25 protein-coding genes, 1 other RNA gene and 1 riboswitch are annotated in these 22,620 nt (G+C 66.0%); of the genes, 10 read left to right on the top strand and 16 right to left on the bottom strand.

The annotated features are described in order from the left end of the window. Positions 1–18: 18 nt before the first annotated feature. The 8 genes from aroA (at position 19) to QFZ33_RS17470 (ending at position 7,560) form a co-directional block, all read left to right on the top strand. Positions 19–1,395, top strand: coding sequence for a 3-phosphoshikimate 1-carboxyvinyltransferase (aroA, locus tag QFZ33_RS17435; RefSeq protein WP_373427359.1), 1,377 nt, complete (start codon positions 19–21; stop codon positions 1,393–1,395). Beyond that, on the top strand, positions 1,379–2,494 hold the full coding sequence (gene rsgA / locus QFZ33_RS17440; protein WP_307029486.1) for a ribosome small subunit-dependent GTPase A: 1,116 nt from the start codon (positions 1,379–1,381) through the stop codon (positions 2,492–2,494). Before aroA ends, rsgA begins: the two co-directional genes overlap by 17 nt. A gap of 66 nt (positions 2,495–2,560) precedes the next feature. Continuing rightward, complete coding sequence (gene hisN / locus QFZ33_RS17445; RefSeq protein ID WP_102972027.1) at positions 2,561–3,373, top strand: histidinol-phosphatase; 813 nt, start codon at positions 2,561–2,563, stop codon at positions 3,371–3,373. Positions 3,374–3,554: 181 nt separating this feature from the next. After that, positions 3,555–3,668, top strand: a riboswitch (SAM riboswitch). Between the two features lie 34 nt (positions 3,669–3,702). Next, positions 3,703–5,109, top strand: coding sequence for an aminotransferase class V-fold PLP-dependent enzyme (locus tag QFZ33_RS17450; protein WP_307029489.1), 1,407 nt, complete (start codon positions 3,703–3,705; stop codon positions 5,107–5,109). Between the two features lie 102 nt (positions 5,110–5,211). Beyond that, complete coding sequence (locus QFZ33_RS17455) at positions 5,212–5,991, top strand: class I SAM-dependent methyltransferase (RefSeq protein ID WP_307029491.1); 780 nt, start codon at positions 5,212–5,214, stop codon at positions 5,989–5,991. Positions 5,992–6,001: 10 nt separating this feature from the next. After that, positions 6,002–6,715 (top strand): metal-dependent transcriptional regulator, encoded by a 714-nt coding sequence (locus QFZ33_RS17460; protein WP_307029493.1) that lies wholly within the window; start codon positions 6,002–6,004, stop codon positions 6,713–6,715. A gap of 6 nt (positions 6,716–6,721) precedes the next feature. Continuing rightward, positions 6,722–7,198: a fluoride efflux transporter FluC gene (locus QFZ33_RS17465; RefSeq protein ID WP_307029495.1), complete on the top strand. Its 477-nt coding sequence runs from the start codon at positions 6,722–6,724 to the stop codon at positions 7,196–7,198. After that, positions 7,195–7,560: a fluoride efflux transporter FluC gene (locus QFZ33_RS17470; protein ID WP_307029497.1), complete on the top strand. Its 366-nt coding sequence runs from the start codon at positions 7,195–7,197 to the stop codon at positions 7,558–7,560. The genes QFZ33_RS17465 and QFZ33_RS17470 overlap by 4 nt, the downstream gene beginning before the upstream one ends. On the opposite strand, the gene QFZ33_RS17475 is transcribed toward QFZ33_RS17470, so the two are convergent. Beyond that, positions 7,547–8,935, bottom strand: a complete 1,389-nt coding sequence (locus QFZ33_RS17475) for an MFS transporter (RefSeq protein ID WP_307029499.1) — start codon at positions 8,933–8,935, stop codon at positions 7,547–7,549. The two genes, QFZ33_RS17470 and QFZ33_RS17475, sit on opposite strands and share 14 nt — an antisense overlap. Positions 8,936–8,957: 22 nt before the next feature. Between QFZ33_RS17475 and QFZ33_RS17480 the strand changes: the two genes are divergently transcribed. Continuing rightward, positions 8,958–9,320 carry a hypothetical protein gene (locus QFZ33_RS17480; protein WP_307031884.1) on the top strand — a complete coding sequence of 121 codons (363 nt, stop codon included), beginning with the start codon at positions 8,958–8,960 and terminating at the stop codon, positions 9,318–9,320. A 146-nt stretch (positions 9,321–9,466) separates the two neighbouring features. Then, positions 9,467–9,601 (top strand): hypothetical protein, encoded by a 135-nt coding sequence (locus QFZ33_RS17485; RefSeq protein WP_285289604.1) that lies wholly within the window; start codon positions 9,467–9,469, stop codon positions 9,599–9,601. An 85-nt stretch (positions 9,602–9,686) separates the two neighbouring features. Here the strand turns inward: QFZ33_RS17485 and QFZ33_RS17490 are convergent, their stop codons facing one another. The 15 genes from QFZ33_RS17490 to galE form a co-directional block, all read right to left on the bottom strand. Further along, entirely contained in the window at positions 9,687–10,670 is a 984-nt protein-coding gene (locus QFZ33_RS17490) for a S1C family serine protease (protein ID WP_307029501.1), read from the bottom strand. A 173-nt stretch (positions 10,671–10,843) separates the two neighbouring features. Continuing rightward, positions 10,844–11,212, bottom strand: a transfer-messenger RNA (tmRNA) gene (gene ssrA, locus QFZ33_RS17495). Positions 11,213–11,333: 121 nt separating this feature from the next. Continuing rightward, complete coding sequence (smpB, locus tag QFZ33_RS17500; RefSeq protein WP_003804881.1) at positions 11,334–11,804, bottom strand: SsrA-binding protein SmpB; 471 nt, start codon at positions 11,802–11,804, stop codon at positions 11,334–11,336. Positions 11,805–11,920: 116 nt separating this feature from the next. Next, on the bottom strand, positions 11,921–13,306 hold the full coding sequence (locus QFZ33_RS17505; protein ID WP_307029503.1) for a M23 family metallopeptidase: 1,386 nt from the start codon (positions 13,304–13,306) through the stop codon (positions 11,921–11,923). Positions 13,307–13,330: 24 nt separating this feature from the next. Then, positions 13,331–14,245 (bottom strand): permease-like cell division protein FtsX, encoded by a 915-nt coding sequence (gene ftsX / locus QFZ33_RS17510; protein WP_214853448.1) that lies wholly within the window; start codon positions 14,243–14,245, stop codon positions 13,331–13,333. After that, positions 14,242–15,051 (bottom strand): cell division ATP-binding protein FtsE, encoded by an 810-nt coding sequence (gene ftsE / locus QFZ33_RS17515; RefSeq protein WP_214853451.1) that lies wholly within the window; start codon positions 15,049–15,051, stop codon positions 14,242–14,244. Before ftsE ends, ftsX begins: the two co-directional genes overlap by 4 nt. Before the next feature lie 175 nt (positions 15,052–15,226). Then, positions 15,227–16,342, bottom strand: coding sequence for a peptide chain release factor 2 (gene prfB / locus QFZ33_RS17520; protein WP_214853452.1), 1,116 nt, complete (start codon positions 16,340–16,342; stop codon positions 15,227–15,229). Continuing rightward, entirely contained in the window at positions 16,329–16,817 is a 489-nt protein-coding gene (locus tag QFZ33_RS17525) for a pilus assembly protein TadG-related protein (protein ID WP_307029507.1), read from the bottom strand. The genes prfB and QFZ33_RS17525 overlap by 14 nt, the downstream gene beginning before the upstream one ends. 65 nt (positions 16,818–16,882) lie before the next feature. Beyond that, a complete protein-coding gene (locus QFZ33_RS17530; protein ID WP_307029509.1) occupies positions 16,883–17,275 on the bottom strand; it encodes a hypothetical protein in 393 nt (130 codons plus the stop codon). A gap of 163 nt (positions 17,276–17,438) precedes the next feature. Then, positions 17,439–17,834 (bottom strand): TadE family protein, encoded by a 396-nt coding sequence (locus QFZ33_RS17535; RefSeq protein WP_307029511.1) that lies wholly within the window; start codon positions 17,832–17,834, stop codon positions 17,439–17,441. Between the two features lie 3 nt (positions 17,835–17,837). After that, positions 17,838–18,086 (bottom strand): hypothetical protein, encoded by a 249-nt coding sequence (locus tag QFZ33_RS17540; protein WP_307029513.1) that lies wholly within the window; start codon positions 18,084–18,086, stop codon positions 17,838–17,840. Between the two features lie 76 nt (positions 18,087–18,162). Then, positions 18,163–19,104, bottom strand: coding sequence for a type II secretion system F family protein (locus tag QFZ33_RS17545; RefSeq protein ID WP_307029515.1), 942 nt, complete (start codon positions 19,102–19,104; stop codon positions 18,163–18,165). Beyond that, positions 19,101–19,955, bottom strand: a complete 855-nt coding sequence (locus QFZ33_RS17550; RefSeq protein WP_307029517.1) for a type II secretion system F family protein — start codon at positions 19,953–19,955, stop codon at positions 19,101–19,103. The genes QFZ33_RS17545 and QFZ33_RS17550 overlap by 4 nt, the downstream gene beginning before the upstream one ends. Continuing rightward, positions 19,955–21,178: a CpaF family protein gene (locus QFZ33_RS17555; protein ID WP_190601994.1), complete on the bottom strand. Its 1,224-nt coding sequence runs from the start codon at positions 21,176–21,178 to the stop codon at positions 19,955–19,957. The genes QFZ33_RS17550 and QFZ33_RS17555 overlap by 1 nt, the downstream gene beginning before the upstream one ends. Positions 21,179–21,323: 145 nt before the next feature. Then, positions 21,324–22,361, bottom strand: a complete 1,038-nt coding sequence (gene galE / locus QFZ33_RS17560; protein WP_307029519.1) for a UDP-glucose 4-epimerase GalE — start codon at positions 22,359–22,361, stop codon at positions 21,324–21,326. Positions 22,362–22,620: the final 259 nt, after the last annotated feature.

Genomic DNA, 22,620 nt, shown 5'->3' on the forward strand with positions numbered 1-22,620 from the left:
GGAATGACAGCATCACCCATGGGCGCGTCCGCTGAGACCTCCGGCGCTGCTCCGCACTGGCCCGCGCCGTTTGCGGAGCAGCCGGTTGACGCCACGGTCCGCGTGCCGGGCTCAAAGTCGCTGACCAACAGGTACCTGGTGCTCGCCGCGCTCGCTGACGGGCCGTCCCGGCTCCGGGCGCCGCTGCACTCGCGAGACTCAGCGCTGATGATCGAAGCCTTGCGCCAGCTGGGCGCGGACATCCGGGAAGTGCAGGGCGACGGCGCCTTCGGCCCGGACCTGGAGGTGACGCCGATTCCGGCCAACTCCGGCGGTGCCGACGTGGCCATCGACTGCGGCCTGGCCGGAACCGTCATGAGGTTTGTTCCTCCGCTGGCGGCACTCCGCAGCGGCGCCACCGTTTTCGACGGCGATCCCCACGCCCGGGCGCGTCCGATGGGAACCATCATCGACGCGCTTGCAGGCCTGGGCGTAACCGTCAGCGGCGACGACGGCGGACTGCCCGCTTCGCTGCCGTTCCGCGTTGAAGGCACCGGGCAGGTCCGCGGCGGGCACCTCGTCATTGACGCCAGCGCCTCCTCCCAGTTCGTCTCCGCCCTGCTGCTGGTGGGGGCACGCTTCGCGGACGGCCTGCATCTCGAGCACTCCGGCAGCACCGTACCGAGCTTGGACCACATCAACATGACCATTGCCGTGCTGCGCGGCGCGGGCGTGGTGGTGGATGACTCCACGCCCAACCACTGGGTCGTCAGCCCCGGCCCCATCCGCGCCTTCGACCAGCGCATCGAACAGGACCTGTCCAACGCCGGTCCGTTCCTGGCCGCGGCCCTGGCGACGGCCGGCACGGTGCGGATTCCGGACTGGCCGGAGCACACCACGCAGGTCGGCGACATGTGGCGCAGCATCCTCACCGACATGGGGGCTGCTGTGACCCTGCAGGACGGCACCCTGACGGTGACCGGCGGCAGTGACATCAAGGGCGCGGACTTCGCCGAAACCAGCGAACTCGCGCCCACCGTCGCCGCACTGTGCGCACTGGCCTCCGGCCCCTCCCGACTGAGCGGCATCGCCCACCTCCGCGGACACGAGACGGACCGGCTCGCCGCGCTCGTCACCGAGATCAACCGCCTCGGCGGCGATGCCGAGGAAACCGCCGACGGACTCATTATCCGGCCCGCGGCCCTGCACGCCGGCGTCGTGCACAGTTACGCCGACCACCGGATGGCCACTGCCGGAGCCATCCTCGGGCTGGCCGTCAGGGGTGTGGAAGTGCAGGACATCGCCACGACGTCCAAGACCATGCCGGACTTCCCCAAGCTGTGGGCGGACATGCTCGGACAGCAGGTCGGCGCAGTGACCAACACCGCAGGGACCCCCGGTGGCACGCAGCACTGATTCCTGGGATGAATCCGACGTCCGGATCCGGCCGAACAAGAAAGGTTCCCGGCCCCGGACGAAGGACCGCCCCAGCCACGAGGACGCCGTGACCGGACGGATCATTACCGTCGACCGGGGGCGTTACACAGCTGTCGTAGGCGAGGATTCCGGCAACGAGCGGACAGTCATCGCCGCCCGCGCCCGGGAGCTGCGCCGCTCCCCCGTGGTGGCAGGAGACTTCGTGTCCCTTGTGGGTGACGTCTCCGGCGAGCCGGACACCCTTGCCCGGCTCGTGAAAATACTGGACCGCAAGACCCTGCTGCGCCGCAGCGCCGATGACACCGACCCGGTGGAGCGGGCCGTCGTCGCCAACGCGGACCAGCTGGTGGTGGTTGTAGCCGCCGCCAACCCGGAACCCCGTACCGGGTTCATCGACCGGGCGCTGGTGGCCGCCTACGACGCCGGGATCGAGCCACTGCTGCTGGTCACCAAGGCGGACGTCAAGGATCCCACAGAGTTCCTGGACAACTACCGCCACCTCGACTTTCCGGTCATCATCAGCCGCACCGCCGATTCCGAGGCCTCCGGCATCGATGCCCGGTCCGACGACGGCCTCTCAGCCCGGCTCGACGTTGCCGCCGTCTCCGAGCTCCGCGCCCACCTGGACGGCAAAGTAACCGTGATGCTGGGCCATTCCGGCGTCGGAAAATCCACTATGGTCAACGCGCTGACGGGTGCCGAGCGTGCCACCGGCGGCGTCAACGCCGTGACGGGCCGCGGACGGCACACGTCGTCGTCGGCCCTTGCCCTCAAGCTCGCTGACGCCCCGGCGGGGAGCTGGATCATCGACACGCCGGGCATCCGCTCGTTCGGGCTGGCCCACGTCGACCCGGACCGCATCCTGCGCTCCTTCCCCGACCTCGAGCCGGGCACCGAGGCCTGCGAACGCGGCTGCAAGCACGACGCCAGCGCCGTCAACTGCGGTGTGGATGCATGGGTCGCGGCCGGGCACGCCGGCCCCACCGGAGTAGCAAGACTCGCGTCCCTGCGCCGCCTGCTCGGCACCGACCCCCGCATGGAGGCCCAGGAAACCAAGGAACTCGGCAGCGTCGGTTAGCCTTCCCGGGCGCAGCCCGGCGGCTGCCTCCCCGCCCAGCCGGACCTTTGAGGGTAGTTTGGAACCATGACCCAACCTGCTTCAACGTACAACGATGACCTGCGTCTGGCCCATGTGCTGGCCGATTCCGTGGACGACCAGACCATGAGCCGGTTCAAGGCGCTGGACCTCAAGATCGAGACGAAGCCAGATCTGACGCCGGTCACCGATGCGGACAAGGCCGCCGAGGAGTCCATCCGCGGCCAGCTGTCCCGTTCCCGTCCCCGTGACGCCGTGCTCGGTGAGGAGTTCGGAAGTTCCGGCCACGGCTCCCGCCGCTGGATCATCGACCCCATCGACGGCACCAAGAACTTTGTCCGCGGGGTGCCGGTGTGGGCCACGCTAATCGCCCTCGTCGATGAAGGCGAACCCGTGGTCGGCGTGGTCAGCGCCCCTGCGCTGGGCAAGCGCTGGTGGGCGGCCAAGGGCGCCGGTGCCTACTCGGGCCGTTCCCTGGCCGCCGCCACGCGGCTCAAGGTATCCAACGTGTCCAGCCTCGCCGACGCCTCGCTGTCCTACTCCAGCCTCGGTGGCTGGAAAGACCGCGGAAACCTCGATGAGTTCCTCCAGCTCACCGAGGAAGTTTGGCGCACCCGGGCCTTTGGCGATTTCTGGTCCTACTGCATGGTGGCCGAAGGAGCCGTGGACATCGCCTGCGAACCCGAACTGAACCTGTACGACATGGCGGCGCTGGTGCCGATCGTGACGGAGGCAGGCGGCCGTTTCACCTCCCTGGAAGGCACCGACGGCCCGTTCGGCGGCAATGCGCTGGCGACCAATTCGATCCTGCACTCGGAAGTCCTGAAGCGCCTGAACCCGCAGCTGGACGATTTGCTCTAGTTTTGCTCCCACCTTGCCCGGTGCCCTTTGCGCTGAATATTACGACGGCGGACGCCCCCTTTTGCGGGCGTTCGCCGTCGTTTCTTCGGCCTGAAGTCCGATAGCAGGGCTGCGTAATAATCCGCTTAACATTCCGAACCGGCTTTTTCATCGCCCGTCCGGATGTCCTAGTCTCGTAACAGGTCACGAGTGCCAGCGCTAAACCCCGGTTAGCTGGCCGGCAACCCTCCATTCGCGGTGGGGTGCCCCGGGTGACGACCAGGCCGATCCGGAACGGACCCGGCAAGCGCGGATCCCCGTCACACGGGGTCCTTTCTCAGTGAGGTCCCATGACGACTGCAACCATTTCTTCCACCACCGACTCAGGCGTGCTGGACGGCCGATTTGCCGCCGCGGGCCGTCCCTTGGCTGCCGTCACCGGCGCAGAAATCCAGGCTCCACTGATCCAGGGCGGCCACGTCCGCTACGCCAACCTCGATTACGGCGCCTCCGCGCCTGCGCTGTCGGTGGTTTCTGCGTACCTCAACGAGATCCTGCCGTACTACGCGAGCGTGCACCGCGGCGCCGGCTACGCCTCGCAGATCAGCACCTCCGTGTACGAGAACTCGCGGAACATCGTGCGGGAGTTCGTGGGCGGCCGCGTCGATGACGCCGTCATCTTCACCCGGAACACCACCGACTCCCTCAACCTCCTGGCCGGCTGCCTGCCGGTGGAGGACCACCACCACACCGGTGAAGTGCTGTACCTGGACATCGAGCACCACGCCAACCTGCTGCCTTGGCAGGGAGTGCCGCACCGCAGCGTGGTGGCCTCGGAAACGCTCGAGGCCACCATCAGCAGCCTGCGTGCCGAACTGGAGCAAGGCGATGTCAGCCTCCTTGCGGTGACCGGCGCCTCCAACGTCACCGGCGAAATCCTTCCGATCCGGCGCCTCGCTGCGCTGGCCCATGAATTCGGCGCCCGGATCGTGGTGGACGCCGCGCAGCTCGCGCCGCACCGCCGCGTCAACATCGCCGCGGACGACGTCGACTACCTCGCCTTCTCCGGCCACAAGCTTTACGCCCCCTTCGGCGCCGGCGTCCTAATCGGCCGCCCTGACTGGCTCGACGCCGGCACCCCCCACCTCGCCGGCGGCGGAGCCGTCAGCGAGGCCAGGCTCGACGGCGTCAGCTGGGCCACCGGCCCCGCCCGCCACGAGGGCGGCTCACCGAACGTGCTCGGCGCAGCCACCCTGGCCCGGGCAACCCAGGTCATCGCAGCCCTTGATCCGCAGGGCTGGCACGCCCATGAGGCCGCCATCCGGTCCTTCCTCGTCGAGGGGCTGGGCAAGATCGACGGCATCACCGTCCACCAGATCTTCGCGGACAGTAACCCGGACGACGCCATCGGTGTGGTCAACTTCTCGGTCGAGGGTTACGACGCCGGCCTGGTGGCCGCCTACCTGTCGGCCGAACACGGCGTGGGCCTGCGCGACGGCCGTTTCTGCGCCCACCCGCTGCTGAAGCGCCTCGGCCTGCCGTCCGGATCCTTGCGCGCCAGCTTCGGCGTGGGATCACGGCTCGAGGACGCCCAGCGGCTGCTCGCCGGCCTCGAGGAACTCCACCGCTCCGGCCTCGGCTGGGACTACGTGGTGGACGCCGGACGCTGGGTCCCGGCGAACGACACCCGCACCTACCCGGAGTGGGCACCCAACACCCCCGGCACTGCGGGCGCCGCACCCTGCGCGCAGGACTAATCGCCACCCGGGACTAAGACGCCACCCCCGCCTGCCACGGCAGCGGTCCCCGTGCGGTAAATTCGAAAGGTAATTTTCGACGTCGGGCTAAGGAGACTGTGCGTGGCACGGGGCGGTCCCAAACTTCATCACGGGCGGCGGCAGGAGCTTGGGCAGAGCTTCCAGGACGGAGGCGAGCACTACCACCGCGTTCGTCCCGGCTACCCTGGTGATTCCGCGGACTGGCTCATCCCCCCGGGGACCCTTACCGCCGCCGACATCGGCGCCGGAACCGGTAAATTCACCGCACTGCTCGTGGAACGCGGGCTGAGCGTCAGCGGGGTGGATCCTTCCGTGGACATGCTGGAGCAGCTCAGCGGCGCCTACCCCGGGGTTCAAGCTCTGGAAGGGACCGCGGAGGCAACCGGACTGCCCGAGGCGGCGTTCGACGTCGTCAGCGTTGCCCAGGCATGGCACTGGTGCGATCCGCTGCGGGCCAGCACCGAGATTTCCCGGATCCTCAAGCCCCACGGGGTGCTGGGCCTGATCTGGAACCAGCTGGACACATCAGTGCCCTGGGTGCACCGGCTGTCCCGCATCATGCACGCCGGGGACGTCCACAAACCCGACTTCCGCCCCAAAATCGGCCCGGAATTCACCTCCCTGGAAAGCCACCTGACCCGGTGGGAGGATCCCGTCACCCCGGACGACATCCTCGAACTGGCCAAGTCCCGCAGCTACTACCTCGCGGCCAACGACGCCACCCGCGCCAAGGTGACCGGCAACCTCACCTGGTACCTGCACGAGCACCTGGGGCATGCCGAGGGTGAACTGCTGCAGCTCCCCTACCTCACCCAGACCTGGCGGGCTGCCAGGGCGGAACGCCGTGGTGGCAGCAGGTAGGCTTGAAGCTGTGAAGACCAGTACGCCCTCCTCCTCAATCGAGGACTACGTTAAGGTCATCTATTCCTTCACGGAATGGCAGGACAAGCCCATCACCTCCACCCAGCTGGCGCAGCGCCTCGGCGTGGCCAATTCCTCGGTCTCCGAGATGGTGCGCAAGCTCAAGGACCAGGGCCTGGTCCTCCACAAGCCGTACAGCGCCATCACGCTCACTCCCCAGGGAGTCCGGCTTGCCCTCTCCATGGTCCGGCGGCACCGGCTCATTGAGACGTACCTGGTCAAGGACCTCGGATACAGCTGGGACGAAGTCCACGACGAGGCCGAACAGCTGGAACATGCGGTCTCGGACACGTTCATTGAGAGGCTGGCAGCCCGGCTGGGCAACCCGTCACGGGACCCGCACGGTGATCCCATCCCCTCGGCTGACGGTACCGTCCGGATGCCGTCGGCCCATCGGATGATCGAGCTCGACGACGGCCACACCGGCAGGATCACCCGGATCAGCGACGAGAACCCGGAGCTGCTGCGCTACCTCGCCGCTGAAAAGATCAGCCTCGACGCCGACGTTGAGGTGCGCGGCCGCAAGCCCTTCGGCGGTGCGCTCGTGGTCCGCATCGGCTCCCCCGGGACCAGCCGCGACGTCGACCTCGCCGACGAAGTGGCCTCCGCGCTGTGGATCCACAGCGACTCCGCGCATCCCGGCTGCCGCATGGCCGGCCTGTAGGCACTGGTGCGGGCTCCCCTGGCCGGCAGCACCGGCGCCGCCGCCAAGACGGCCTCCGGCTACGGCTGGCGGGTCTGGACGGCCGTAGCCGCCGGCGGTCTGCTGGGCACGGAACTCCGGTACGTGCTGGGCCTGCTGTTCCCGGACCAGCCCGGAGACCTGCCCTGGCCCACGCTGGGCATCAACAGCGTTGGCAGCTTCGCGCTGGCATCCCTCACCACCATCTGGATCGCGCGGCCGCAGACCGCGTTCTGGCTCCGTGCGGCAATCGGGCCGGGCGTGCTGGGCTCGTTCACCACCTTCTCCGCCGTGGTATTTTCCACGGACCAGCTGACCCGCACCGGACTCCCGGTGTTGGGACTTCTCTACGTGGGACTGTCCGTCCTGTTGGGCCTGGCGGCGGCCGCCGCCGGCTGGCGGACCGGCAAGATGGTCGGCGCTGCCCGTGCTTTCCGCGGCGCTCCTCGTGGTGCTGGACAGTGACGGCGCTCCTCGTGGGTCTTTTCGGCATCGCCGGAGCCCTTCTCCGGTTCGCCGTGGATGCCTGGCTGGCCGGCTTCCCGTCGCCGCGGCGGCACTGGCCCTGGGCTACCCTGCTGGTCAACGTAGCCGGCTCGTTCGTAATCGGGCTGTCCGTGGGCGTCACCGCGGTATTCGGCCCCGAATGGCACTCTGCCCTGGCCACCGGGTTCGCCGGCGGCCTGACCACTTTCAGTTCCTGGACCACTGCCACGGTGCGGCTGGCTAGTGAACGGCGCTACCTCGCCGCCGCCGCCAACATCCTCGCCAATCTGCTGCTGGGGCTGGCTGCTGCCGCGGCGGGAATCGCGGTCAGCGGCGGCTAGCCGGCACCGGGTTGCGGATTCCGACGGCGGAGCAGGCCGCACCCAGCAACAGCAGCACGGCGGTGGCCAGCAGCGCGCGGTGCAGGCCCGGCGTCGTCAGCTCGGGACCGACGATGAAGCCCGCAAACGCGATGCAGACCAGCCCTGCGATCCTCGAAACCGCATTGTTCACGGCTGAGCCCACCCCGGCCTGCTTCTCAGGCACGGATCCCAGGATGGCCGCCGTCAGGGGTGCCACAGTCATGGAAAGGCCTAGGCCGAAGACCACCTGCCCGGGCAGGACCTGGGTCCAGTAATTCAGGGAGCCGCCAACGGACAGCGTCAGCAGGAATCCGGCCGCACACAGCACCGGCCCGGCGGTCATGAACCACCGCGGCCCGTACTTGCCGGCCAGGCCCCCGAAGAACGATGCCAACAGCATCAGGATCACCGTTGAGGGCAGCAGCGCCAGGCCGGCGGTGGTCGCCTTCATGCCGCCGACCTGCTGGATGTAGATACCGAGTGCAAAGAACCCGAGGGAAAAGCCGCCGTAGATCGCGGCGGTGGCGATGTTGCCCCAGCCGAAGTTCCGGACCGTAAACATGCCCAGGGGCAGGAGCGGCGCGGCTGTGCGCGATTCATGGATGAGGAAAAGCGCCGTGGCCACGAGGCCGGCGGCCAGCGGCAGCCAGACCTGCGGGCTGCCCCACCCCACGGTTCCCTGTTCGATCAGCGCATAGACCGGTCCGCCAAGTGCGATGACGGCCAGGAGCGCCCCTGCAATGTCGATGCTGCCAGCAGAGCCGGGGGCGGCGTCGACCTTCCGCAGCCTGGCCAGCACGGGCCAGATGGCCGCCGCGGGCAGTATGTTGACGAAGAAGATGATTCGCCACGAGAGCAGGTCCACAGACACGCCGCCGATCAAGGGGGCCACGATGGCGGCAGCACTGGTCCACGCCGACCACTTGCCGATGGCCGCCCCTTGGGCGCCGCTGTCGAAGTGGCTGACGATCAACGCGAGCGAACTGGGCACCAGGAGTGCTCCGGCCACTCCCTGCAGCCCCCGGCTTATCACCAGCATTTCACCGGTCCACGCGGCTCCGCAGAGGACCGAGGTGAGGGCAAACCCGCCCAGCCCCCACTGCAGTACCCGGACCCGTCCGAAATGGTCCGAGAGCGAGCCGGCCGCGAGAATGAGCGCCCCGAGCGTCAGGAGGTAGGCGTCCACCACCCACTGCTGGATGCGGAGGCCGCCGCCGAGTTCCCTGCCGATGGCGGGCAGCGCCAGGCTGACGACGAAGCTGTCCAGGATTGCCATGAACGACGCCACGATAGCGACAGCCAACACCTGTCGCTGCAGGCGCGTGGGGGCGGTGGTCTGACTGGCATCGCTCATGACTTACCGTATCGTGGACTGGATGATCAGCAGACGTGATGCGGCAATTGCCCTGGATGTACCACTGGAAATGGCGCAGCGCCACGGCATTCCCAGGCTTCTGACCGAAGCACAGCTCGGCGAACTGCTGGACAATCCCCCTGCATGGTTGGTCCAGTCCCGCGCCAACCGGACAGGGAAACGGCCGGTGTGGGTGCACCTCGTCTGCGCGGTCTGCGGTTACGAGGAAGCTGCCCGGCCAAAGAAGTGGTGGCCGGAGTTCACGTACGTCGTGTGCGAGCATCACCGCCCCTCCGAGGTTCCCCCGGCGGCGCCCGGATTCGTACGGGGCGAGTTCGACGGCGTTGGCACCAGGTTTGTGGGAATCGCGGACGTCACGGGTTGACGGGTTTTGTGGGCGGACAAGCTTTTTGGGCGGACAGGGTGATTTGCGCAGGTGCCTGCCGGACTTGGGCAGTTACATCTGGGCTGAAACAGGCGTAATTTACGTAGGGAGGGGCACCTCCTGCCCCTCGGACGAGGGAGCACGCCATGCCGGACAAGTCGCCGCACCAGCAGCATCAGAAAAAAGCGGGCAAGACCATCAAGCAGAAACGCGCGGACAAGAAGGCCAAAGCCCCTATCGAGGGAGCCCCGGACCCTGTGGCGCATCTGAAAAAACGCTGATTGCCAGATAACACCGAACGGGGTGGCCAGGATTTCCTGGCCACCCCTTTTGTGTGTCCGGCCCGTTTGTCTTTCCCCAGTCCGTCTATCCCCAGTCCGCCATCTCGCCGGGGACGGCCGCGACGTCAGTTAGGTGTCCGTCGCGAAGGACGGCTATGTTCATCGGGACGCCGATCGCCTCGGCGAAGAGGAGTTTCTGCAGGCTCTCGGCATTGCTGACGGCGCGGGAGCCTACCCGCAGCAGCACATCGCCGGTCTTTAGACCTGCCTGCTCCGCCGGGGAACCGGAGAGCACCTCCACGACGCGCAGCCCCTCCCGCTGGCCGGTGCGGACCACTTCGCTGGCGCCCAGGCGGATCGGGGTGCTGACCACGCCGAGATAGGCGCGCCGGACCCGGCCGTCCGACAGAAGCGCGGAAATGATCCGGCGCGACGTGCTGTTGACAGGAACAGCCAGCCCAAGCCCGGCACCGGCCACCGCAGTGTTGATTCCTACGATCCGGCTTCGTGAGTCGGCCAGTGCCCCACCGGAACTGCCGGCATTCAGGGCGGCATCGGTCTGTATGACATCCTCTATGACCCTGCGGTTGCGTCCGGCCCAGACAGGGATGGCGCGTCCCAGTCCGCTGACCACACCTGCCGTCACCGAGCCCGAGAGCCCCAGCGGGTTTCCGACGGCAATCACCAACTGTCCCACTTGCAGTGACTCGGCGTCCCCGAACTCCGCAGGAGCGACGCGCGGGGCGCGGCCCCGGACCACTGCAAGATCGGACAACGGATCCGCGCCCACCACCTCAAGGTCCGTGCCGGAGCCGTCAGCGAAGACGGCGCGGCCCTTCTGGGTGCCGGCCACCACGTGGGCGTTGGTCAGCAGGTAGCCGTCCTCGGTGAACAGGACGGCGGATCCGGCGCCGACCCGGAACCGTCCGTTGCGGCGGCTCCCCGTCATCTCGATGGCGGCCACATGGGGCGTGACGGTCCTGGCCACCCTGATGACCGTCTCCGAATAGGAGTCGAGGGCCGCGCCGTCGTCGGCGGGACCCGGTTCGTTCGCAGCCGCCGTGGACATGGCATGCCTCCCTGCCGTTGGTATCGAATCGCTGGATTCGTGATACCTGTCACAACCCCACCGGCAGGGCGGGTAGTCCCGTACCGGCTACGCCGTGGGTGAACGGCGGCAACGGGCTTAAACAAGGAATGCCCGGACCGAGGTCCGGGCATTCCCCGTTAGGTAACGGGATTTAGTGGAGATGGGGGGAATTGAACCCCCGTCCGATGTCGTGTTGTCAGGGCTTCTCCGGGCGCAGTTTGCGTCGGATTTTCTCGGCCCCAGCCATGCTGCAAACAGCTGGCTGATCCGGGCCCAGTCATCTAAGAGTCCCGCTTACCCCGGTGACGAAGGTAAGCAGCAGTGGCTATCTAAATGACGCCAGGATCCGGGGCGATAGCAGCCTCGGGCTGACGGACTGTCTTACTGCTTAGGCAGCAAGAGCGAAGTCAGTGCGCTTAGAATTGGCACTTATTGGTTTGCAGACAGCGTTTACGAGATAATTCTGCATCCTCGGCCCGCTTCACCTGTCGCGACTAACATCGTCGAAACCGATCATCCCCGTATTTTGTTACCAAACCGGCTGGGCGCAGGTTCTGGACCAGATCCCTGCCGGACTACCAATCATAACGCATCAGGGCAGCCATTCATTCCTGGTTGTTCACCGCGTGTCGTCGTGCCGCCTCAGCGCCGATTGCGTTCCCGCATGACGCGGAGGGCCTCGCGCTTGTCCTGCTGCTCGCGCAAAGTCTGGCGCTTGTCGTAATCCTTCTTACCCCGCGCGATGCCGATTTCCACCTTGGCGCGGCCGTCCACGAAGTACAGCTGCAGGGGCACAATGGTGAAGCCGGATTCGCGGATCTTGTGCGAGATCTTGATGAGTTCCTCGCGGTGCAGCAGGAGTTTCCGCCGCCGGCGCGCTGCATGGTTGGTCCAGCTTCCCTGGTTGTACTCAGGGATGTGGATGCCCTCCATCCAGAGCTCGTCGTTATAGAACGTGCAGAACCCGTCAACCATGGAAGCATGGCCTTCGCGGAGGGACTTCACCTCCGTCCCCATGAGAGCGATGCCGGCCTCGTAGGTGTCCATGACGTGGTAGTCGTGCCGGGCCTTCCGGTTGGTGGCCACGACTTTTCGGCCACTTTCTTTGGGCACGGTTCAACTCCTCAGTTCTCGGTACTGGCTGTCCCGGCGGCACCGGAACAAAGTCTTACTATTCTACGGCAGGTGCACCGGCGGGCCCGCGCCGTCAGGCTGCGGCTGCCCCCTGGTCAGAGCAGGCGCATCGGGTCAACAGCCTCGCCGTTCAGCCAGGTCTCAAAGTGTGAGTGGCAGCCGGTGGAGTTTCCTGTGGTGCCCGAGTATGCGATGAGCTGGCCCTGGCTAACCTGCTGTCCGGGCGAAACCACCACGCTGGTGTTGTGGTAGTAGATCGTAGTCAGCGAATTGCCCTGGACCACGCCGTGCGAGATCTTGACGTTGTTTCCGCCGCCGTCGTCCGCCCAGCCAGCTGAGAAAACTTCGCCGGCTGCCGCCGCGTACACCGGGGTGCCGCAAGCGGCACCGAAGTCAATGCCCGTGTGCATGTAGCCGCCGGCGCCGTAGAAATCGATGGTTCCGGGCGGCGTCGCCCGCCATCCAAAACCGGAAGTGATGGGTACGCTGCCGGGGAACGGGTGGCGGAGGCCAAAGGCCGACGGCGGGCCGGTCACCGGGACGAAGGGCTTCGGTTCCTCACCCTTTGCCTTAGCCGCGGCGGCGGCAGCAGCAGCGATCCGCCTCTGCTCAGCCAGCCACGCCTCCCGCAGCTTGCGGTCACGCTCGACGATTTCGGCCGCGACGGCGTCCTGGCGCGCCTTGACGGCTGCCAATTTCTTCTGGATTCCCGGCTTGGCGGCCTCGAGTTCATTATTGAGGCGGGTGGTGTCGGCGATGAGCTTGTCCACCTTGGCCTTCTTGGCGGCGGCCTCGTCGCGGGCGGCCTTCTCTTTGGCAAGCGCCGCGTCGGCCTTGGCCTTGAGGTCCTTGATCTCAGCTTCGACTGCCTGCAGGCGTGCCTGGGAGTTGACGTTGGTGGCGTTCTGCTGCGTGAGCTTATCCATTGCGGAGTTCTGGCTGCGCAATGCCTGGTCGGCCATGTCCATCGTGTCAGTGAGGCTGCCCGTGTTGTTGGAACCGAAAAACAGGGTGAGGTCTGACGGCACGCCGCCGGACTTGTACGCCTGGGTCGCGATCTGGCCGATCAGCTTCTTCGTGCTGGCGATCTTCTGCTTGTCCGCATCCAGCTGCTGGGTGATTTTTGCCTTGTTCTGCTGGGCCAGATCCACCCTGGCAGCGAGGGCCTCGACTTCCTTGACGGCACTCGCCACCCGGCCCTGGGCCTCGAGCAGCGCCTGCTGCGCGGCCGGAAGCTGTCCCCGGTAGATCACCAGGTCGCCGACAGCTTTGGAAATTTTTGCGTCGACGAATTCGAGCGACTGCTGGACCCGGGCGGCTTCGGCCTTGAGGGCGGCCTGCTGGTCTTCAAGGTCGTCTGCGAAGGCGGCGGGAGCCGACGCCCCCAGGCTAGCGGCCAGCACCAGTGCCACGGCGGCACTGAGAACTCTGCGCTGGCGCCCGCCTGGGCTTCTTCGCGCCGGCCTGCCGGAACTGGTCATGGGCATTCCTTCGATGAGCATGGCCTACACCCTCAAGTATCGGCGGAGTGTGAGCAGAGATGAAGTGCCCGCCAGAACAACACCCAGCCCGACGAGCGCCGGGGCAAGGAGCAGTGTCTGCGCCGGCGAGATGAACGCCGTATCCGGATACTGCTTGGACAGGTATTCGCCCAGGAAGAAGTGGGCCACGGCCCACAGTGTTCCAGACGCGAGGGCGGCGCCGATCACCGCGGCAATCACGCCCTCCAGGATGAAGGGCAGCTGGATCACTATCTTTGACGCTCCCACGAGGCGCATGATGCCGGTCTCCCGCCGCCGGCTGAACGCCGAGAGCCGGATTGTGGTGGCGATGAGCAGGATGGCGCACACCGTCATCACACCGGCGATAATCACTGCCACGAGCGACGCCGCGTTCATCACGGAGAAGAGCCGCTCCAGGACCTGCCGCTGGTCGATCACAGTTTCAACGCCCGGCTGTGAGGAGAACGTCTCGCTGATGATCTGGTACTTTTCCGGGTCCTTCATGTTGATCCGGAAGGAGGCGGGAAGCTGGTCCGGCGTGACCGAATCCACGATCGGAGAGTTCGAGAACTGCTCCTTGAAGTGCTTGTAGGCGTCGTCCGTGGATTCGAACTGGAAGTCGTTGACGTACTGGGCCACCGCTGGCGATTCCAGCAGCGTCCGCAGGTTGTCCTGCTGTTCGGCCGTCACCGGTCCCGAGGCGCAGCCGGCCGCCGTCGACCCTTCGCCGCACAGGAAGATGGCCACCTGGACCTTGTCGTACCAGTAGCCCTTCATCTGGTTGATCTGGAGCTGGAGCATCCCGGCGGCGCCCACGAAGGTCAGGGACACGAAGGTCACCAGGATGACGGAGACGACCATCGACAGGTTGCGCCGCAGGCCGCCGCCGATCTCACCGAGGATGAACTGGAGCCTCACAGCCGGCCCTCCCCTGCCTGCTCGCGCGCTGCCTGTTCGCCGGCAGCCTGGCGGCCGGAGTCCGCGGCCTCATCGCGTCCGCTGGCATCCTTGAGCCTTCGGGACTGACCGACCACAGGCAGCATCGACGTGTAGAGGGCCCGGGCTTCGTCGCGGATTACTTTGCCGTTCTTGAGCTCCACGACGCGCTTGCGCATCTCATTCACGATGTCGTCGTCGTGGGTGGCCATGACCACGGTGGTGCCGTTCTGGTTGATTTTGTCCAGGACGCCCATGATTCCCATGGACGTGGTGGGGTCCAGGTTGCCGGTGGGCTCGTCGGCCAGCAGGATGCCGGGGCGGTTGACAACGGCGCGGGCAATGGCCACGCGCTGCTGCTCACCGCCGGAGAGCTCGTGGGGCATGCGTTTCTCTTTGCCCTCCAGACCCACGGTCTTGAGCACCTCGGGGACGGTGTCGCGGATGACGCTGCGGCTCTTGCCGATGACCTGCATGGCAAAGGCGACGTTGGCGAAGACGTTCTTCTGCGGCAACAGGCGGAAGTCCTGGAACACCACGCCGATGCCGCGGCGCAGGCGGGGCACGCGCCAGCTAGAGATGTTGGCGACGTTCTGCCCGGCGACGTAGACCATGCCGGAGGTGGCGCGGTCTTCCTTGAGGACCAGGCGCAGGAACGTGGACTTGCCGGATCCCGACGCGCCGACGAGGAAGGCGAATTCACCACGGTCAATTTCAAGGCTGACAGAATCCAGGGCGGGCCTGGCCTTCTGGTCGTAGACCTTGGTGACATTTTCGAAACGGATCATGACCCTAAGACCCTGCAGGACACGGCTTTATGGGCAGGGTCTGCAACCGGTGCGGGGGCTTTCGCTAGGGGGAAGTAGGGCTCCGGCCTCTCGACTATACGCACGCACTGCCATGCTCAGGCGGGAGTCGGAGGGGCGTGTCGCGGGATTTGGTCCCTTGCCCGGGCGGGTGCGTCTAGCGTTCGGCGTTGCGGTTGTCCGTGCGCCAGCGGATCCCGGCTTCGATGAAGTCGTCAATGGCCCCGTCCAGCACGGCGGAGGTGTTTCCCACCTCGTGTTCGGTGCGGAGGTCCTTGACCATCTGGTACGGGTTCAGCACGTAGGAGCGCATCTGGTCGCCCCAGGAAGCCTTGACGTCCCCGGCGAAGGCCTTCTTCTCCGCGTCCTCCTGCTCCTTCTTGAGCAGCAGGAGCCTCGACTGGAGCACCCTCATCGCGGCGGCGCGGTTCTGCAGCTGCGACTTCTCGTTCTGCATGGACACCACCGTGCCCGTGGGGATGTGGGTCAGGCGGACGGCGGAGTCGGTGGTGTTAACCGACTGGCCGCCGGGGCCGGACGAGCGGAAGACGTCCACGCGGATTTCGTTGTCCGGGATGTCAATGGAGTCTGTCTGTTCGATGAGGGGAATGACTTCCACGGCAGCGAAGGAGGTCTGCCGGCGCCCCTGGTTGTCGAACGGGCTGATCCTGACCAGCCGGTGTGTTCCCGCCTCGACGCTCAGCGTGCCAAACGCGTACGGCGCGTTGACCTCGAAGGTGGCGGACTTGAGGCCCGCCTCCTCCGCGTAGGAGGTGTCCATTACGGTGGTGGGGTAGCCATGGCGCTCTGCCCACCGGAGATACATGCGCAGCAGCATCTCAGCGAAGTCCGCGGCATCGACGCCGCCGGCACCGGAGCGGATAGTGACCACGGCCTCGCGCTCGTCGTACTCGCCGGAGAGCAGGGTGACGACCTCGAGGTCCTTCAGCGACTTGCGGATAGACTCAAGCTCCGTCTCAGCCTCCCCCATGGAGTCGGCGTCGTCCTCGTCCTGGCCGAGTTCCACCAGCACCTCAAGGTCGTCGATGCGGGAAACCAGCGTGTTCAGCCGCTGCAGCTCCGATTGGCGGTGCGACAGCCGCGAGGTAATAACCTGGGCGGCCGCGGGGTCATCCCACAGGTCGGGCTCGCCGGCCCGCTCGCTTAGTTCTGCGATCTCTTCCTTGAGCGCCTCGACATCGGTGACCTTTTCGATGGAGGTATAGGTGCCGCGCAGCGCGCGGATTTCTGCAGCAAAATCAATTTGAGCCATGGTTGTTTAAGCGTACGCTATCCGCCCTGAGCGGCCGGACGTTGGGACCGGCGGCTTGGGCTACCGGGTCAGCCGCGAACGTGCGGTGGACGTGGCGGCAATGGTTATGCCATCCGGGATGAGGAAGTTGACCACCGGGCGGGTGCACGGTGGCGCTGAGGACCACGACGGAGGTGGAACCGTCCGGCGTCCCTGTTCCGGCTGCGACGGCCAGTCCGTCAACGCGCCCGAAGGCGCCGTTGCGGCTGAGATAGTCGGCGGCGACTGTCCGGACTCTGTCACCGTTCAGCAGTGCCGACGGGGTGCCGGTGGCCGTTTCGACCTGGCCAAGTGTGTAGGAGTCGGCGGCGGCCACAGAGGCGCCGTCCGCGAGCGACAGGAGTTTCTTGTGCTCGATGTAAAGGCTGGACGCGGCCATGACCACGGTGCTGACCAGCAGGGCCAGCATGACGAACCCGATGATGAGGAGTGTCATTTGCCCGTCCTCATCGCGACTGGTTCGCGGTGGCGCGGCGAAGGTGGGGCTGGCTGCAGGGGGCGTCAACGGAACCTGCCCACAACCTGGGTAGCCGAAGCGCTGAGCTGGCCGGCGTCGAGGCGCAGTGCCTCCCCGAAGGGGACGAAAGGCAGCGGCACGGTGAGCCGGACGGTGACGGTGACCGCCGAGCCCGCCGCGGTGCAGTCGCCGCCGGAGTCACAGTGGATCTCGACGTTGGCGTTCCCGGCGGTATGGCCGTAGTCAGCAAGGGCCACCAGGGTGGCCTGCTCTGCCGCCGCCCGGCCCGACGGTGCATCGGGCTGGGCCACGAAGACCTTGGCCGCCTGGTCCGCTGCGCCCACCACGGCGAACGAGCCACCCTGAATTTGGCCAACCGTGATGATGAAGTAGACCACGGGGACCATGAGGAGCAGTCCAAGGAACGTGAACTCCACGACTGCACTCCCCCGCTGCCCCTCGTCGCCCCCTGCGTTCCCGGGGGCAAGGGTGCCCTGGGCGCAGAGGCTGCCACGGGGGCCCGGAGTACCGCAAGGCCCGAGGCACAGAGCCTCCCGGAACCTGTCCGCAACGTGCTTGGTGGAGTCCCCCCGCCTGCGGTCAGCCGGTGATCGCGGCATGGCCGGTGACCTCCAGCCCTCCGCGCGGACCGATCAGACCGATGACCGGCAGTGGGGCCCTAACGGTCACCTCCAGTGTCCGCAGCCCTTGGAAGACGACTTCACGTGTTTCAATGTCGCGGGCAAAGTCGGCATTGAGCGCCGTGCCGATGAGCTCGCCGGTACGGTGCCGGGCGTCGTCCGCGCTGCGGTCGGCCAAGGTTCCGTGCCGGGCGCCGGACGCCGCAGCGTCGATGAGTGTGTTGCGGACGTGCAGGATGAGCGCGAGCTGAATGATGGAGACAAAAAACATGGTCAGCAGGGCGCCCACGAGCACAAAGTCGACAACAGCAGCACCGCTTTCACGTCCGGAAGTGGCCGCACCGGTTCCGTTCATGGGCTACTTTCCGACCGTGTCCATCGCCTGGTTGAACATGGCTTCCAGGGCCGGGCCGGCCACGGCCAGCAGCGCGGCAACAAGGACCGCCGACATCAGGGTGATCATGACCCAGCCCGGCACATCCCCGCGTTCAGCATGGTCCGCGAAGGCCGCTGTCTTCCGGGGGCGCGGGACCGCAGTCAAGGAGTGGCTGATCAGCGCCGCCACTGCGGCGACAAGTGCAAGTCCGTGCCTGGCCATGAATGTCATGTGCTTCCCTTTTCTCGGAGTTGTTTGTTTGTTTGTTGGATGTAGCCACAGCCGGCGGTTGCCGGAGCAGGCGGCGTCAAAAATTCAGGCTGAGTGCCGCTATTCCGGGGAACACGGCAAACACCACGGTCAGGGGCAGCACCCCGAAGACAAGCGGCACCATCATCGCGATCTCCTTCTTGCCGGCGGACTCCATCAGCTCACGCTTGGCCGTGTCGCGGACGTCCTGGGCCTGGGCCCTAAGGACTTCGGCCAGTGGCGTCCCGCGTTCCACCGCCACGATGATGCCGTCAACAAAGCGGATGAGCGGCCCCAGATCCGTGCGTGCAGAAAACTCCTGAAGCGCTTCCACCAGGGGCTTGCCCGCACGGGTTTCGGCCAAGACCCGGCTAAATTCCTTGGAGAGCTCGCCCCGGGCGGTCCTGCACACGCGGTCGAGGGCACCGGTGGCGCTCTCCCCGGCGCCCACCGCGAGCGCAATCATTTCCGCCAGACTGGGGAATTCTGCCAGCATCCGTTCCTCCCGCCGTTTGATCTGCACCCCCAGCCAGTAATCCCTGAAGAGGAATCCGCCGATCGCGCTACCGACGGAGATTGCCACGGCCAGGACGGGGCTGAATCTCCCGGCGAGCGCTGCCAGCACAATCACGCTGACAGCTGCAATGAATGTGCAGAGCCCCCAGAACAGCTGCTGGGCCCGGAAGTCCAGCGGCGACTTGTCGATGCGTGCTTGCGCAAGCCTGCGGCTGAGGGCTGCGGAGCCAAGATTGAATCTGGCCAGTTTGGCTGTGGCTTCCCTGATCAGCGGGCGGAGTATGTGTTCTAGGGGACCAAACGGAGTGAGGACGTGTTCCTCCGCCCGCAGGAGCCTGGATTCGAGGTTTTGGGATCTGAGCTGCGGTTCGATCCGTTCCACGAAACTGATTGACCGCATGAATGGGAGCCTGACAAGGAGGAGCCACAGACCGGCACCCAGGAATGCGCCGCAGACGATCGCAGCCGCTGGAACGGCGGTCATCGCAGCACCCTCTCTTCCTCTGGGAGGGCTCCTATCTTCAGCATGACCGAGTAGCACACCAGCGAGACAACCAGGCCTCCCAACAGCACGGCCGCCCCGATGGGGGTGTTGTATGCAGCCACAGCCTCCGGACGGCTGACCAGCAGCAACATGACGATCCACGGGGCCGCGACGGCCAGCCGGGCAGCGTTGACTGTCCACGACTGCCGCGCTTCAAGCTCGCTCCGGGTCCGTGCACTTTCGCGCAGGAACTCGGCGAGGGTCCCGAGCAGCTTGCCGAGATCGGAGCCGCCCACCTCCCGGGTTAGCCGAAGTGCCTCGATGATGCGGTCAGCTACGGGGTCCGCCAGCCGCTCCTTGAGCCTGTTCAGCGACGCGTCGAACTGGCCGCCCGAGCGGTAGTCCGAGCCGAAGTCGCGAAACACGTGCCGGAGCTCCTCGGGCCCCTTTTCGCCCAGCTGTATCAGTGCTTCGGGCAGGGATAACCCGGCCCGGATGGCCGACCGCAGATGGTCCACGACGTCGGGCCACACCCGCCGCAAGACGGAGCTTCGTCTTTTTATCCGCCATTTCACCACGGCCACCGGCAGCCAGGCACCGAACAGGCCGAAGCAAACGGAAACGGGCAAGGACCTGCTCACCGCGAAGAAGGCCAGCGTCGCGAAGGTGCCAAGTCCCAGGCAGCTGCCGATGAGACCTGCGCCGCTGACCTTTTCAATGCCAGCAGACAACAGCAGGTCATGGAGGCGGCTTGTCCGCGGTTCACGCCTGGCACGGGCGGGCTCGTCCCAGGCCGACCACCAGATGAGGAACAGCCCGGCTCCTATCAGAACCCCCAGCAGCGCAGCCATCAGCGCGGATCCAAGAGTGCCGCGACCTCATAACCGGCTCTGGCGAATTTCTCCTCCGCCGGCATGGTGTTGGCCGTTGGCTCCAGCAGGCCGCCGATCGTCGAGAAAATCATTGAGGACTCGATAATTCCGTTCTCGACCCGCCTGCCCAGGGAGAGGATTTCCGTCACCTGCCTCCGCCCGTTTGCAAGGCGGCTGCAGTGAACCACCAGATCGATGCACGAGGCCACAGTGGGAACCACAAACGCGCTGGAAATGTTGTCCCCGGCGAGCAGCGGCAAAGTGCACATCTTGGTCACGGCGTCGTGTGCTGAATTGGCATGGACGGTGCACATCCCCGGCAGCCCGCTGTTGAGGGCGATCAGCATGTCGAGGCTCTCTGCTTCGCGGACTTCGCCCACCACCAGGCGGTCAGGCCGCATGCGGAGGGCTTCCTTGACCAGCCTGCGGAGCGGTATCTCGCCTTCGCCTTCGAGGTTCGGCTGCCGGCATTGCAGCCCGACCACATCGCGCAGCGGAAACTGCAGTTCGAAGATCTCCTCGACCGTAATGACGCGCTCGCGGCTGCCAATGCTGGCTGCGAGGCAGTTCAGCAGCGTGGTCTTCCCCGCCTGCGTCGCGCCTGAGACCAGGATGTTGAGTCCGCTCGCCACAGCGGCGCCAAGGAAGCGCCCCGACTGAGGGGTCAGTGTGCCCAGTTCCACGAGATGGTCCAGCCGGGTCGCCTTCACAACGAACTTACGGATGTTGACGGCCCAGTGGCGTCTGGTGACGTCCGGGATGACCACGTGCAGGCGGGACCCGTCAGGCAGTGCTGCGTCCACGAAGGGTGATGAGATGTCCAGCCGCCGGCCCGAGCTCTTGAGCATCCGCTCCACGAGGTCCCGGACCTGCTGGTCCGTCAGGCTCAGTGATGTGAGTTCAGATTCGCCGTTCCGTGCGACGTAGATTTCAGTGGGCGCGTTGATCCAAATTTCCTCGATGCCCGGATCATCCAGAAATGGTTGGAGGGCACCGAACCCGGCCACCGCGTCAAAGACAAACCGGCGTGCTGACTCCAGCGGCCCAAGCGGCGGAAGCGGACCCATGAGGGCGCGCTCATCATAGTCGGTCACGGCAGCTTCCACGAGCCGCCTGACCTCGGCCGTCTGGTGCAACGGATCGAGACCCCGCCGACGAATCAGCTCCCGGACTTCATCCTCGACAATGCGTACTGCATCCATGAATTCCCCCGAACGACTGCCGGCCCCAGCGGAGGCAGTACATCTGGGTTAAAGCTAAAGGATTGCTTACGCCGAATACAGAGAAAAATCGCTATTGTGGATAACCGACCTAGCCGCCCATGTCGGCAGTCGGCCACCGGGGCGTCTACGTCGCCGATGCAGGTTGAACTTCACCGGCGTAGCCGTAGGGATTTGCGCTCTGCCAGCGCCAGTGGTCGGCGCACATCTGCGCCAAGTCACGGTGCGCGGACCAGCCCAAATCTGCCAATGCTGCGGAGGCATCTGCGTAGCTGACGGCCGCATCCCCCGGCCGCCGGGGCGCGAATTCAAAGGGCACCGGATGCCCTGCAGCAGCACCGAACGCGTCGATGACCTCCAGAACGGACGAACCCCGGCCGGTCCCAAGGTTCCAGCGGAACGAACCGGTTTTGGTCTGCAGGTAGTTCAACGCTGCCAAGTGGCCGGCTGCGAGGTCCATGACATGGATGTAGTCCCGGATCCCCGTCCCGTCTGGCGTGGGGTAATCGTTGCCGAACACCATGACTTTCTCGCGCCGTCCCACCGCAACCTGCGCAACGAAGGGCAGAAGGTTGTTGGGGATGCCGTGCGGGTCTTCGCCGATGCGCCCCGATTCGTGCGCACCCACGGGATTGAAGTAGCGCAGCAGTGCGATGCTCCACCGCGCGTCGGCGTCGCTCAGGTCGGACAGGATGTCCTCAATCTGCTCTTTCGTCCTGCCGTAGGGATTCGTCGCGTCCAGCGGAGACTTCTCAATCAGGGGAACGTGCTCCGAGGCACCGTAAACGGTGGCCGACGAACTGAAGACCAGCCGCCGGACGCCCGCCTTATCCATGCTCTCGAGCAGGTTGAGCGTACCCACAACGTTGTTCTTGTAGTACCAGAGCGGCTTCGCCACGGACTCTCCGACGGCCTTCAGGCCGGCGAAGTGGATGACGGCGTCGAATCCGCCCTCCGCGAACACCTGGTCGACAGACTCAGCGTCAAGGAGGTCGGCCTCGCGGAACTCCACCTTCTTGCCGCTGAGCTCCTCGACGCGGCGAACTGCCTCGATGTTCGAGTTCATGAGGTTGTCCAGCACGACAATGTCGTGTCCGTCCTCGAGCAGGCACAGAGCCGTGTGTGATCCGATGTAGCCGGCGCCGCCGGTGACCAAAACCTTCATGGCGTCCAGTCTAAAGCTGCAGCTATAAGCGCTGAAATCCCTGAACGAGACGCCGTAGCAAAAGCGCTTCCGCCGCGTCCCCTTAAATCACATTGGAACCAAGTCCATCATTAGCACCAATAGTAACAAGAGTGGTAGGGTGGGCCGCGCCAAGGACTACCCCTTGGGGCTGGGCTGATCGTGGGGCGACCCAATCGCGACCTCCCGGCGGCGCCTATTGGCCTTTGGGCCACGGGCCTGGACTGCGGAGCGGATATAT

Source organism: Arthrobacter globiformis (assembly GCF_030815865.1).
Lineage (GTDB): Bacteria > Actinomycetota > Actinomycetes > Actinomycetales > Micrococcaceae > Arthrobacter > Arthrobacter globiformis_B.